This window comes from Streptomyces sp. NBC_00887, assembly GCF_045207585.1.
Genome location: NZ_CP108788.1, coordinates 963,865 through 977,987 on the forward strand (window position 1 = coordinate 963,865; position 14,123 = coordinate 977,987).

A 14,123-nucleotide genomic window follows, 5' to 3' on the forward strand; every position below is an offset into this window, starting at 1 on the left:
ATTCGAGGGACTCCATGGGCTCTTCGTGTGACAGCAGGCCAGATGTCACCCGTTGGACGGCACGCCACGCCGAGGCGATGTTTGGGCGGCGGCGGCCCCGTTACGGGACACACGGGGCCGATGAGCCGATCCCCCACTTCCTGAACAGACGAGGTCTCAGATCTCACGCTCCGTCACTGAACAGGACGAATCAAAGGGGCAATCACTGCAGGGGTGTCATCAGTTCTTGTCGTCAACAGGCCCTGATACATCTGTTGTTGCACATCTCTTGACGTGTTCGTAACAAGGGTGGAGTATCTGCCGCAGCCGGAGAGAGCGCTCTCTGGCTGTGCGCGTCGTGTACCCGCCCCACGACTCAGGAGACACTCGTATGTACGCACCCCCTCTGTTCCACAGACACGTTGCCCCGCTGGGCAGAAGACGCGGCGGTGTGCTGGCCGTCGTCGCCGGCCTCGTCCTCTCGCTCCTGGCGTTCGTCCCCTCGACCCCGGCGAGCGCGGCACCCGCGCTCCTGTCGCAGGGCAAGACGGTCACCGCTTCCAGCCAGGAGAACGGCGGCACTCCCGCCGGCTTTGCGGTGGACGGCGACAACGGCACCCGCTGGGCGAGCGCCTTCGCCGACCCCCAGTGGATCAAGGTCGACCTGGGCGCCTCCGCCTCGGTGAGCCAGATCGTGCTGCGGTGGGAGGCCGCCTACGGCACCGCCTACCGCATCGAGTTCTCCACGGACAACAACAACTGGAGCACCGCCTACTCGACCACGACGGGCCCCGGCGGCACGGAGACGCTCAACGTCTCCGGCACCGCCCGCTACGTCCGGCTGACCGGTACCACCCGGGCCACCGGGTACGGCTACTCCCTCTGGGAGTTCCAGGTGTTCGGGACGACGGGCGGCGGGGGCGACCCGCAGATCCCCGGCGGCGGTGACCTCGGCCCCAACGTCCTGGTCTTCGACCCGTCGACCCCGAACATCCAGGGCAAGGTCGACGAGATCTTCAAGAAGCAGGAGTCGGCCCAGTTCGGGACCGGCAGGTACGCGCTGATGTTCAAGCCGGGCACGTACAACAACATCAACGCCCAGATCGGCTTCTACACCCAGATCGCGGGTCTCGGCCTGAAGCCGGACGACACCACCTTCAACGGTGATGTCACCGTGGACGCCGGCTGGTTCAACGGCAACGCCACCCAGAACTTCTGGCGTTCGGCCGAGAACCTCGCCCTCAACCCGGTCAGCGGCACCAACCGCTGGGCCGTCTCCCAGGCCGCCCCCTTCCGCCGCATGCACGTCAAGGGCGGGCTCAACCTCGCGCCGAACGGATACGGCTGGGCCAGCGGCGGCTACATCGCCGACAGCAAGATCGACGGCCAGGTCGGCCCCTACTCGCAGCAGCAGTGGTACACCCGCGACAGCTCCATCGGCAGCTGGGGCAACGGCGTCTGGAACATGACGTTCTCCGGAGTCGAGGGGGCGCCCGCGCAGAGCTTCCCCGAGCCGCCGTACACGACCCTGAACAACACCCCGGTCTCCCGCGAGAAGCCGTTCCTGTACCTCGACGGCAACAACTACAAGGTCTTCGTCCCCGCCAAGCGCACCAACGCACGCGGTGTCTCCTGGAACGGCACCCCGCAGGGCGAGTCCATTCCGCTGAGCCAGTTCTACGTGGTCAAGCCCGGCGCGACCGCGCAGACGATCAACGCCGCCGTCCGCCAGGGGCTGCACCTGCTGTTCACCCCGGGCATCTACCACGTCAACGAGCCCATCGAGATCAACCGCGCGAACACCGTCGCACTGGGCCTCGGCCTCGCCACGATCATCCCGGACAACGGGGTGACCGCGATCAAGGTCGGTGACGTCGACGGCGTCAAGCTGGCCGGCCTCCTGGTCGACGCCGGTACGCAGAACTCCTCGGTGCTCGTCCAGGTGGGCCCCGACGGCGCGGCGGCCGACCACTCGGCCAACCCGACCTCGCTCCAGGACGTGTTCGTCCGGGTCGGCGGAGCGGGCGCCGGCAAGGCGACCACCGGCATGGTCGTCAACAGCGACGACACGATCATCGACCACACCTGGCTCTGGCGCGCCGACCACGGCGACGGGGTCGGATGGGAGACCAACCGGTCCGACTACGGTCTGCGGGTGAACGGCGACGACGTGCTGGCCACCGGGCTGTTCGTCGAGCACTTCAACAAGTACGACGTGCAGTGGTACGGGGAGAACGGCAAGACGATCTTCTTCCAGAACGAGAAGGCGTACGACGCCCCCAACCAGGCCGCCATCCAGAACGGCGGCACCAAGGGGTTCGCCGCCTACAAGGTGGCCGACTCGGTGACCACCCATGAGGGCTGGGGCATGGGCAGTTACTGCTACTACAACGTCGACCCGACCATCCGTCAGGAGCACGGTTTCCAGGCACCGGTGAAGCCCGGAGTGAAGTTCCACGACCTGCTCGTGGTGTCCCTGGGCGGCCAGGGACAGTACGAACACGTCATCAACAGCACCGGATCCCCCACATCCGGCACCTCGACCATCCCGTCACAGGTGGTGTCCTTTCCCTGAGACGGGGTGAGGTGAGCGGAGCTCCACTCACCCGACGGCGCGGGGCCCGGCAGCAGTCACCGCCGGGCCCCGCGTCACGTCCCGACGAGCATCTCCAGGTAGGAACGCAGTTCCGGGCCCGTCGCGGCGGTGATCCGCAGCCCCAGGTAGCCGTCGGGCCGTACGAGGATCGCCTCGCCGCCCCGAGCGCCGTACATCGACCGGAACTCGTCGAGGCCGTCGTGCACGGCGGGCAGTCGCAGCCCGGGTGCCCGCACCTTCGGAGCGAGGACCGCGCAGGCGTTCAGCAGGCCGGGCGCCGCCCGCTCGGCGGCAGCCGCCACCTCGTCGAATCGCGCCGGCTGCTCCTCGTCGTCCGCGTAGAGCAGCAGGGTGTGGTCGCGTCCCCGCAGCAGGGTGAACAGCCGTACGGGGAAGGACGCCAGACCGTACTCGAGGCCGCCGCAGTCGGGAGCGCGGTCGCCCGGGGCGGGGCCGTCGTGCGCGGTGCCGTCCGGGCCCACGACGGGGCTGCCCCGGTAGCCGACCAGGAGCTGTGCCTCCCGGCGCATCATCGTCGCCGGGTCGTCCGGATCGGACTGCATGCCGCTCCGCGCATGACGGACCGTTCGCCGCACCACTTCCTCTCCGACCGGGCGGCGCTCGGAGTCGTAGCTCGCCAGCAGGCCCTCGCCCGCCCGGCCGCGCACGGCGGCGGCCAGTTTCCACGCCAGGTTGTAGGCGTCCTGCACACCGGTGTTCATGCCCTGGGCTCCCGTGGGCGGGTGGATGTGGGCGGCGTCCCCCGCAACGAACACCCGCCCCTGCCCGTAACGGTCGACCAGCCGATGGCTGATGCGGAAGACGGAGGACCAGCGCAGCGACGATGCGGTCGTGGGCACGGGTGAGAGCCGGTCGAGCACCGCCTGGATGTGCTCCAGCCCGGGCTGCGGGCCGCGGTCACCGCTCAGACCGTGCACCACCTCGTCCTTCCCGGTCCGCTGGGCCTGCGACAGTTCCGGCGGAGTCAGCATCGACATCCGGTAGCGGCGGAGCCCGGGCAGCGGGATGCACACCAGCAGGTCGTCGGTGCGCCCGTCGACGACGTGCGAGGACCGGACCGTGTACCCGAAGGGCAGGTCCCAGTCGACCTCGACATCGCCCAGCATGTACTCCTCGGGGAGGGCCGCACCCTCGAAGGTGAGCCCGAGGCCCTTGCGTACGACGCTGTGGGCGCCGTCGCAGCCCACCAGGTAGCGGGCCCGGACCTCCTCCGTTCCGCCGGAGGGCAACGCGAGACGTGCCCTGACCTCGCCGTCGTCCTGCTCGAAGGAGACGAGCTCCGTACCGCGCTCGACCTGTCCTCCCAGGCGGACCAGGAGCTCTTCGAGGAGCCGTTCCGTCTCGTACTGCGGGAGGGCGGCGAAGGCGTAGGGAACGTCCGCGGGCAGGGTCAGGTCGATCCGGCCCTGTTCCTCGCCGTTGACGTAGAGCAGTTGCCCCTTCAATGGGATTGCGGTCTCCAGCGCCTCGCGGACCATCCCCATCCGGTCCCAGATCTCCAGGGTCCTGGGCTGGACGCCCACCGCCTTGGCGAAGGGCTGACGGGCGCGGAGCCGGTCGACGACCCTGTTCCCGATGCCCCGCCGCTGCAGCTCCGACGCGGCCGTGAGACCGACCGGGCCCGCCCCTACGACCAGCACGTCGACGTCGATCACGGTGCCTCCCGGGAGGAAGTGCGTCACTCAAATGCAGCACACCGGGGGCGTTGTGTCCATTTCGCGAATCGGGTGGGCCGACGCGGGAGGACTCGTTCCCTCCCGCGCCGCCCCGAGATCGCCGGCCCGTGCAATCTGCCCGTGGGCGTCAGGCGACGGTGCAGGCCTCACCGCCCAGGGTGAAGGCGGTGGGCTCGACGTTGCTGCCCGACCAGCTGCCCGAGAAGCCGAAGCCCACGGAGGAGCCGGACGCCACCTTGCCGTTCCAGCCGACATTGGCCGCGGTCACCTTCGCACCGTCCTGCCGCGGGGTGGCGTTCCACATCTGGGTGACCTTCTGCCCGCCGGAGAAGGACCAGGCCAGCTGCCAGCCGTCGAGGGCCGCGCTTCCGGTGTTGGTGACCGTCACATCGGCCTGGAAACCACCGGACCACTGGTTGGTGATCGTGTACGTCACCGAGCAGTCGGCGTCCGCCGGAGGCTCCTCCGGGTCGGGACCCGGATCCGGGTCGGGGTCCGGGCTGCCGGAGTCCGAGGACTCGCCCACCTGGATCCCCCGGCCGTTCGTGGAGACGTACACCCGTCCGTAGACCCGCGGGTCTCCGGTGATCGCGGCCCCGGTCCAACCCCACTGGCGGGTGTCGTCGTTGATGCGGGTCCAGTGCGCACCCGCATCCGTGGACCGGAAGATCCCGCGCACCCCACCGATCTTCGCGCTCACGAAGACGGTCTGGTACGAGGCGCCGGGGGCCGCCTTGCCGAAGCCGACGCTGTCCGCCTGCTCCACGCCGGAGAACTTGGTGAAGCTCGTACCGGAGTCGGTGGAACGCCACAGCCCGTAAGCGCCTGTCGACGTGCCGCCCGCGAGCCAGATGTCGCCCTCCTTACCGGGCAACGCCTTGAAGCGGACGTTGCCTTCGGCGGGCAGGCCGTTCGCCTTGGCGGTGAAGGTGGCGCCGCCGTCCGTCGACACGTAGAAGGTGCCGGCCTTGAAGCCGTAGAACTTCTTCGGGTTCTTGCGGTCGGACTCGACCGTCGCCCCGGCCGGAATGCCGGTGGACGCGGTCCAGGAGTTGCCGTAGCCCGTCGTGCGGTGGACGGCCGCGCCGTCCGGGCTCCAGACGAATCCACTGGCGTCCGCCGCTGCGGCGACCGTGCCGCCGCCGGTCACTCCGGAGGGCTCGGAGCCCTGGAACCAGTTGGCTCCGTTGTCGGTGGAGAAGCCGATGTGCGGTGCCGCGTCGGCGTTGCCGACCCGGACGACCGTTCCCGGTGACGCCTCCGCGAAGTCCAGGCTGGTGGTCGAGTCGAGGTTCGGCGAGGTGAACATCAGGCTGGGCACCGCGTCGAGATTCGTGTGGCGGAAGCCTCCGATGTCGCCGAGCGCACTCAGCAGCGGAGCTCCGGAGGGCGGGCTCGCCAAGTCGTTGACGGCCGTCTCCTCCAGCCCCTTGACCATCGGGGTGATCTTGAACTGGCTGCCCGAGTCCCAGGAGGTGAGGTTCTCGGTGCCGTAGACCGTCGCGCCCGTGCCGTACATCATCCGGTCCGAGTCGAACGGGTCGATCTCCAGTGCCTCCGTCATCCAGCCCAGCTTGGGCGAGGTCTCGGGCGGTGACGGGTGGGCGCCCCAGCTGAGCCAGGGGACGGTGGAGACGTCCAGGGTGTAGCGGTTGGAACGGTTCGGGTAACTGGTGTAGTCCCAGGCCTTCGTCCAGGTCGCGCCGCTGTCCGTGGAACGGAAGAGCTGGGTGTCGGGCCACCAGGAGCTGTAGGCGGTGGCCATCAGGGTGCCGGGCTGCTGCCGGTCCACGGAGAGTCCGCTGAAGCCGTAGTAGGTGTCGGCCTCCGCGACCGGGCTGACGTCCGTCCACTCGCCGGTCCCGGTGGCGTACCGCCAGATGCGCCCCTTGCCGCCGTCGTACGGGCCGCCCGTGTCGCTCAGGGTCAGATACAGGTGGCCCGTCGAGGAGTCGAGCACGCCCTTGTGCGCGAGATACCCGGTCGGCTGTCCGGCGATCCGCGACCAGGTGCTTCCGCCGTCCTTCGAGCGGTAGACGGTGTTCGCCTTGTCGGCGACCCCCACGTAGATGTCCTTGGTGGTGCTGCCCGCGCTGCCGGAGCGCTCGTCGAACGTCACCCAGACGATGCCCTGGTTGTCGCTGGCGTACCCACTGGTGTCGGACGGGTCCTGCGCGTAGTTGCCGGGATTCGGAAAGGCCGTCACCTCCGACCAGGTGACCCCTGAATCGGTGGACCTCCACAGCCCGTTGCCGCTGGGGGCACCCAGGTAGAGGACGGAGCTCTTGTTCGGGTCGACCGTGAGGCGCTCACCCATCCCGCGCCCCGGCATGTTGCCGCCCAGCTTGAAGGGAAGCGTGGTCGCCTTCCAGGACGCGCCGCGGTCCGAGGACCTGAGGACGGCGCCGTTCGTCGGGTCCCAGCTGTTGGTGTACGTGCCGACTGCCGCGTACACGTTGTCGGGCTCAGCCGTGTCGGAGGCGAGACTGACGACGCCGGACCAGCCCCATCGGTCCCAGTCCACCCAGTCGAGCAGCGGGGTCCACTGTTTGCCCGACTGGTCCCACCGGTAGGCACCGCCGATGTCGGTACGTGCGTAGGCGAGGTTCTTCTCGGACCGGTTGAAGACGATGCCCGGCACGAAACCGCCGCCGTCGATCCGCGCGTTCTTCCATGTGTAGGTGTCTGCGGCGATCGACACATCGGATGCTTCGGCCGTGCGGGGCACATCGTCGGAGCGTGCCGCCGCCGGGGATCCGGTGACGGCCAACCCGGCGGTCAGGGTGAGTGCCGCCAGTAGTGCGGCGAATGGTCTGGCGCTCAAGCGCACGGAAACGTCCTCTCCGAGCTGGGCCGCCGAGGACGGCGGCTGGGGGGTGGACACAGAGATGGGAGCGCTCCCATGAAGCAACACGATGGTAGCGTCGCGCGCCGCCGGGGAGAAGGGTGGTGCGCACGGTTCATCGGATGAATCGGCCACGAGCCCCGCGCAGACCACCCCGCACCCTTCCGACGGCACCGCCTGCCGACTGCTGACGCCCTCACCCCGCGCCCAGGTCCCCGCAGCATCAGGGAAAGGGGCACATCTCCGCCACATTCCCGGAGGCCGCGTGACGGATGAACACGCAACGAGAGAAATAGCTCCACCTATTCACTGACTGCACTCATTCCCGGCCTCCTCTTCCCAACTCGTGCGGACGGGGATACGCACGCGTTTCTTCACGCGGACACGCATATCGCCGGTTCCGCAAAAACCTGCACACCGCATACGCAGACCGAGCACGCGGCCGCCGAGAAACACCCGGTCCGAACCAGGTACGTACCAGGTCCAGGGCCGTTTGGTACGGGAGTGCCCCACTTGGAGCAAGGAGAGTCACGACCACGAGGAATTCGTCCCGTGAAGCTCGTGAAGGATTTGCCGTCAGAAAATGAACGGGTCTGCACGCGAGGCGATTCGAGGGCGCAGATATCGACCGCGCCACCCTTGTTCGATTGGCTGCGCAAGCCATCGGCGTGCTTTGATCCTGGCCCATACGGGAGCCGCACCACGGGTTTCCGGTTTAAGGAATTTCCAGACGAAGGGCAGCGCTCATCATGAACCTCACCCCCCAGGTTGAGACCCTCGAGATCTCCGACAACGACCTGGACAACGTGTCCGGCGGCCTCATCGGTGGCGTTCTCGGCAATGTCACCGCCACCGCCGACTCGATCGCCCCGGTCACCGGCATCGTGGGCTCCGTCACCGGTCTGGTCGAGTCGACCACCGGCGTGAACACCGGCGCGGTCACCGGTCTGGCCACCGGCCTCACCGCCGGTCTCTGAGAGACGGCAGCACCCACCGAGCCCCGGAACCCGTCGGTTCCGGGGCTCGGTGCCGACCGCCGACAGGTGAGGGAAGAGTTCCGTGCAGTTCCGCCAACAGGCCCTTTCCAAGCTGCAGTCGCCCGAACAGCTCAACCTGCCGGTGCGTTTCGCGCGCCCGCAGGGACTGCTCGTCCTGAGCATCACCGTGGCGGTGATGGCCGCTGCCTGCTTCTGGGCGGTCACCGGCACCGTGGCCACCACACTCAGCGCCCCCGGGATCCTCACACACGCCAAGGGCAGCTACATCCTGCAGAGCCCCGTAGCCGGACAGATCACCGAAGTGCTCGCGGAAGAGGGCGAAAGCCTGCCTGCCGGCGCACCGTTGCTCAAGGTCCGCACGGAGCAGGGCGATCACGTCGTCCGCACCATCGACGCCGGCAGGCTGACCACGGTGACGGCCACGATCGGCGCCGTGGTCACCACCGGCGCCGATGTGGCGAGCGTCGAACGCGTCGACGGCACGGCCGATCCGCTCGTCGTGATGCTCTACGTACCGGGCAACAAGGGGGCGGCCGTCCCGGTGGGCGCCTCCGTCGACCTCACCGTCCAGTCCGTGCCCTCCCAGCAGTACGGGGTGCTGCGCGGCCGGGTGGCCGCGGTCGGCCGGCCCCGGACCCAGCAACAGATCACCCGGTTCCTCGGTGACGGCCAGCTGGGAGAGCAGTTCTCGCGCCGAGGCAGGCCGGTGGCAGTCCTGGTGAAACTCGACCGCTCGGCCGCCACCGAGTCCGGCTACCGGTGGTCATCGACCCAGGGGCCCCCGTACGCGATCGACTCCATGACCCTGGCCACCGGCTCCGTCCATCTGGCCGACCGGCATCCGATCGATTGGCTCCTCCCGTGACCGCACCGCACCCCTCCCCCGCAGCGCAGCGGCTGCCGCCCCCCGGTCGCGGCAGACACCGCCCCGAGAGCGCCTCCGGAGGCAGGCGGCGGTCGCGGCCGCGGCCTGCGCCGAAGACCGGACGGACCAGGACCGTCCGCACGCCCACCGTGCTCCAGATGGAGGCGCTGGAGTGCGGGGCGGCCTCGTTGGCCATGGTGCTCGGCCACTACGGCCGGCATGTGCCGCTGGAGGAGCTGCGCATCGCCTGCGGAGTGTCGCGCGACGGGTCGCGAGCCAGCAACGTGCTGAAGGCGGCCCGCAGTTACGGCCTGACGGCCAAGGGCATGCAGATGGAGCCCGCCGCACTCGCGGAGGTCCAGGCGCCGGCCATTCTGTTCTGGGAGTTCAACCACTACGTCGTGTACGACGGCATCGGCCGGCGGCTCGGACGCCGGGGCGTGCACATCAACGACCCCGACAAGGGTCGCCGTTTCGTTGCCTCCGAGGATTTCGACACCAGCTTCACCGGAGTGGTGCTCGTGCTGGAGCCGGGCGACGATTTCCGGCGCGGCGGCCGGAAACCCGGCGTCATGGGCGCCCTGCCCGCGCGGCTGCGCGGCACCACGGGCACGATGCTGGTGGCACTGCTCGCCAGCCTGCTGCTCGTGGCCGTCGGCGCCACGCTGCCGGCCCTGAGCCGTACGTACATCGACATGTTCCTGATCGGCGATCAGACCTCGCTGCTGGGTGTGCTGTTCGGCGCGATGGGCACGATGGTCGCGCTCACTCTCGTACTGACCTGGCTGCAGCAGGCGAATCTGCTGCGCGGCCGCATCATCTCCTCCACGCTCGGCAGCGCCCGCTTCTTCCGTCATCTGCTGCGGCTGCCGGTGACCTTCTTCGCCCAGCGCAGTCCCGCCGACCTCGTCCAGCGCCTGCAGTCGAACGACGCCGTGGCCGAGACACTCGCCCGCGACCTCACCGCGGCCGGTGTGGACGGAATCGTCGTCATCCTCTACGCGTTCCTGCTGTGGACCTACGATCCGCAACTGACCGTCATCGGGGTGGGAATCGCCCTGCTCAACGTGGTCGCGATGCGCATCGTCGTACGGCTGCGGACCACCGGTACCCAGAAGCTGCGGGCCGACAGCGCCCGGCTGACGAACACCTCGTACACCGGGCTGCAGTTGATCGAGACCATGAAGGCGACCGGCGGGGAGAACGGGTACTTCCGGCGCTGGGCGGGCCAGCACGCGACGACGCTCGACGAGCAGCAGCGGCTCGGAGTGCCGAGCGCCTGGCTCGGCGTCGTCGCTCCCGCGCTCGCGACGCTCAACAGCGCGCTGATCCTCTGGATCGGCGGGCTGAGGGCGGTCGAGGGGCACATCTCGATCGGGCTGCTCGTCGCCTTCCAGGCGCTGGTGACCCGCTTCACCGCACCCGTCACCCGGCTCAACGGGGTGGCCGGGCGGGTCCAGGACTTCGCGGCCGATGTGGCCCGTCTGAAGGATGTCGAGAACTTCCCGGTGGACCCCCTCTACTCCCGCCGCGAGCCCGCGGCGAGTACACGCCGGCTCAAGGGCCATGTGACGCTGGACGACATCAGGTTCGGTTACAGCCCGCTCGACAAGCCGCTGCTCACCGGATTCTCGCTGTCCGTGGGCCCTGGTCAGCAGGTGGCGCTCGTCGGCGGGTCCGGCAGTGGCAAGTCGACGGTCTCCCGGCTGATCTCGGGGCTCTACAGCCCGTGGGAGGGCACGATCCGGATCGACGGGCAGCGCTTGGAGGACATTCCGAGGGGCGCGTTGGCCGCGTCGGTCTCCTTCGTCGACCAGGACGTCTTCCTGTTCGAGGGCACGGTGCGGGACAACGTGGCGCTGTGGGACCCCTCGGTGCCGGACGAAGCCGTGGTCGCCGCGCTCCAGGACGCCGCACTGTACGAAGTCGTCGCCCGCCGCCCGAGGGGTATCCACAGCAGGGTGGAGCAGGACGGCCGCAACTTCTCCGGCGGCCAGCGCCAGCGTCTGGAAATCGCGCGCGCTCTCGTGCGACGGCCCAGCATCCTGGTGCTGGACGAGGTCACCAGCGCACTGGACGCGGAGACCGAGCAGGTCATCATCGACAATCTGCGGCGGCGCGGCTGTGCCTGCGTCGTGATCGCACACCGGCTGAGCACGGTCCGCGACAGCGACGAGATCGTGGTCCTGGACCACGGATCCGTCGTCGAACGCGGGCGGCACGAGGACCTGGTCGCTGCCGGGGGTCCGTACGCCGAACTGGTCAGGGAGCACTGACGTGACGTCCGTACACCACCCTGCGGGCGCGGAGTCCCTAGGACAGGACCCGGTCATCGGAGCGCTGGGAGGGCTCGGCGCTCCCATCGACTGCACCGGGCTGCGCAGCCTCTCGCTCGAAGGGCCCCAGGTGCTGTGGCTCGTCGTGGGCGGTGCCCTCGACCTGTTCGCGGTCGACGCGCTGGAGCAGGGCCACTGGCACTTCCTCGGTCGGCTCGAGCCGGGAACACTGGTGCTGGGACCCGTCGAGGGGCCTCAGCACACGCTGGTCGGCCGGCCCCTGCAGGAGTGCGTGCTGCGCCGGATCCCGCTGCGGGAGCTCTACCGGCCCGAGTACGCGGCCCAGGGGGCGTTCGAGGGGCAGTACCGCAGCCATTACGACACGGGCGATGCCGCTCTGAGTCTGCTGGAGCACGCCTTCTCGCTCGGTGTCGGGCGCAGTCAGCGTGTCCTGTTCGAGGCCCCGCTGGACAGCAGGACCGCTCTCGAAGAGACGGTGGGCGACGACAACATCCTCTGGCTGCCGGTGTCGCCGGGCAGCGTGCAGTACGGTGCCGCTTTCAGCGCCGAGGCGGCCGGTGACCTGCTCGTCGACGGCGCGTTGTGGCAGGGGATGGTCAACCAGCAGTACCGGTTGCTGTCCGCGCTCGACCGCTGGATCGAGCAGCTGGAGCGCGCCCACGAGGACCGTACGGCGGCCGGTATGAAGGCGGGCGAAGCCGTCCGCAAGGAGGCCGACGAGGCGCTGCTGACCTCGATGGGCCGTTCCGGCAGGAGCTCTTCGCGCAGGGCGGGCGCCACCGATGACGCGGTGTACGCGGCCTGCCGGCTGGTGGCGCGTGATTCGGGGATCGTTCTGTCGGAGGCTCCGGCAGGCGGTGCGGTGAGCGACCGGATCGATCCGGTCGAGCGCGTCGCGGTCGCCTCCCGGATCAGGACGCGCCCCGTGCGGCTCGACGGGCGCTGGTGGCGGGAGAACTCCGGGCCTCTGGTGGGCCACCGGGCCGCGTCGGGGGCACCGGTCGCGCTGCTCTGGCGCCGCGGCGGGTACGAGTCGGTGAACCCACTGACCGGCCGGCGCTCCCGCGTCGACAGCACAGCCGCCCAGGACTTCGAGCAGCGTGCCGTCATGTTCTACCGGCCGTTGCCCGAGCGGCCGCTGGGCACGTGGCAGCTGCTGCGCTTCAGCCTGTTCGGCACGCGGGCCGATCTGCGCAGACTGCTGCTGACCGGACTCGTGACGGTGGCGCTCGGTTCGCTGGTGCCGCTCGCGACGGGCCAGGTGCTCGGCGTGTACGTGCCCAATGCCGAGAGCGACCTCATCGTCCAGGTCTCACTGGCCGTGATCATCACCGGTGTCGTGTCGGCCGCCTTCATGCTGCTGCAGAACCTCACCATCCTGCGAATGGAGGGGCGCATCGAGAGCACGCTCCAGCCCGCTGTGTGGGACCGCTTGCTGCGTCTGCCCACGAAGTTCTTCACAGAGCGGTCGACGGGCGAGCTGGCGGGCGCGGCGATGGGTGTCGGTGCGATCCGTCGCGTGCTGTCCGGGATCGGGCCCGTGGCCGTGCAGGCCGGCACCCTCGGTGCGATGAATCTCGGCCTGCTGTTCTGGTTCAGCGTCCCGCTGGCGCTGACCGCCATCGCGATGCTGGTCGTCATCGCGGGTGTGTTCCTCACCCTGGGCATGTGGGAACTGCGGTGGCAGCGGCGGCTGGTGGAGCTCGGCAACAAGCTGAACAACCAGGCGTTCCAGACACTGCGCGGGCTGCCCAAGCTGCGGGTCGCCTCGGCGGAGAGCTTCGCGTACGGGGCGTGGGCGGCGGAGTTCGCGCGCAGCCGCGAGCTGCAGAAGCGGGCGGGCCGGATCAAGAACCTGACGACGGTGCTCAACGCGGTCTATCTGCCGTTGTGTTCGCTGGTCATGTTCATCCTGCTGGCGGGCCCTGCCCGCGGCTCGTTGTCCGCCAGCGAGTTCCTGACCTTCAACACCTCGGTGACCATGCTGCTGACCGCGGTCACGCAGCTCACCGGGGCGTTCGTGTCCGCTGCCGCCGTACTGCCGATGTTCGAGCAGATCAGGCCGGTGCTCGACGAGGCGCCCGAGGTACGGGGTGCCAGCACGCAGCCCGGCGCGCTGTCCGGGGAGATCGAGGCCCGGGGCCTGTCCTTCCGCTACACCGATGACGGTCCCGCCGTGCTCGACGACCTGTCCCTTGCCGTGCGGCCGGGCGAGTTCGTCGCGATCGTCGGTCCCAGCGGCTGCGGCAAGTCGACGCTTCTGCGGCTGCTCATCGGCTTCGACAAGCCGGCTTCCGGCAGCGTCCTGTACGACGGCCAGGATCTGGCGGCACTCGACCAGGCGGCCGTGCGCCGCCAGTGCGGGGTCGTCCTGCAGAACGCCCAGCCGCTGTCCGGCTCGATCCTGGACTGCATCTGCGGCGCCGAGGTCTTCACCCAGGAAGAGGCGTGGGAGGCCGCCGCGATGGCGGGTCTGGCCGAGGACATCACGCGCATGCCGATGGGCCTGCACACCATGATCTCCGGTGGCGGCGCCATCTCCGGTGGCCAGCGTCAGCGGCTGATGATCGCCCAGGCGCTCGTCCGGCGGCCCCGCATCCTGTTCTTCGACGAGGCCACCAGCGCGCTCGACAACGAGACCCAGCGCACGGTGATCGAGAGCACCCGGTCCCTGAAGGCCACCCGCGTCGTGATCGCGCACCGGCTCTCCACGGTCCTGGACGCCGATCGTGTGATCGTCATGTCGGACGGCCGGATCGTTCAGCAGGGGCCGCCCGCCGAGTTGCTCGCGGACACGGGCGGGCGGCTTCATGAGCTGGTGCGGCGTCAGATGCACTAGGCGACAG

7 protein-coding genes are annotated in these 14,123 nt (G+C 69.4%); 5 read left to right on the forward strand and 2 right to left on the reverse strand.

Annotated elements, in window-relative coordinates; genetic code table 11:
• The first annotated feature begins 370 nt into the window (after positions 1-370).
• A complete protein-coding gene (locus OG844_RS04440; protein ID WP_406388220.1) occupies positions 371-2,554 on the forward strand; it encodes a discoidin domain-containing protein in 2,184 nt (727 codons plus the stop codon).
• A gap of 74 nt (positions 2,555-2,628) precedes the next feature.
• On the opposite strand, the gene OG844_RS04445 is transcribed toward OG844_RS04440, so the two are convergent.
• Entirely contained in the window at positions 2,629-4,251 is a 1,623-nt protein-coding gene (locus OG844_RS04445) for an FAD-dependent monooxygenase (RefSeq protein ID WP_406388221.1), read from the reverse strand.
• Between the two features lie 148 nt (positions 4,252-4,399).
• Positions 4,400-7,102, reverse strand: coding sequence for a cellulose binding domain-containing protein (locus OG844_RS04450; protein WP_406388223.1), 2,703 nt, complete (start codon positions 7,100-7,102; stop codon positions 4,400-4,402).
• Between the two features lie 764 nt (positions 7,103-7,866).
• On the opposite strand from OG844_RS04450, the gene OG844_RS04455 reads away from it, so the two are divergent.
• The 4 genes from OG844_RS04455 to OG844_RS04470 all read left to right on the forward strand — a co-directional run bounded on the left by OG844_RS04455 (position 7,867) and on the right by OG844_RS04470 (position 14,116).
• Positions 7,867-8,094 (forward strand): type A2 lantipeptide, encoded by a 228-nt coding sequence (locus OG844_RS04455; protein ID WP_329213613.1) that lies wholly within the window; start codon positions 7,867-7,869, stop codon positions 8,092-8,094.
• Between the two features lie 82 nt (positions 8,095-8,176).
• Positions 8,177-8,980 (forward strand): hypothetical protein, encoded by an 804-nt coding sequence (locus tag OG844_RS04460; RefSeq protein WP_406388225.1) that lies wholly within the window; start codon positions 8,177-8,179, stop codon positions 8,978-8,980.
• Positions 8,977-11,256 carry an NHLP family bacteriocin export ABC transporter peptidase/permease/ATPase subunit gene (locus OG844_RS04465; RefSeq protein ID WP_406388227.1) on the forward strand — a complete coding sequence of 760 codons (2,280 nt, stop codon included), beginning with the start codon at positions 8,977-8,979 and terminating at the stop codon, positions 11,254-11,256. The genes OG844_RS04460 and OG844_RS04465 overlap by 4 nt, the downstream gene beginning before the upstream one ends.
• A gap of 1 nt (position 11,257) precedes the next feature.
• On the forward strand, positions 11,258-14,116 hold the full coding sequence (locus tag OG844_RS04470; protein WP_406388228.1) for an NHLP bacteriocin export ABC transporter permease/ATPase subunit: 2,859 nt from the start codon (positions 11,258-11,260) through the stop codon (positions 14,114-14,116).
• Positions 14,117-14,123: the final 7 nt, after the last annotated feature.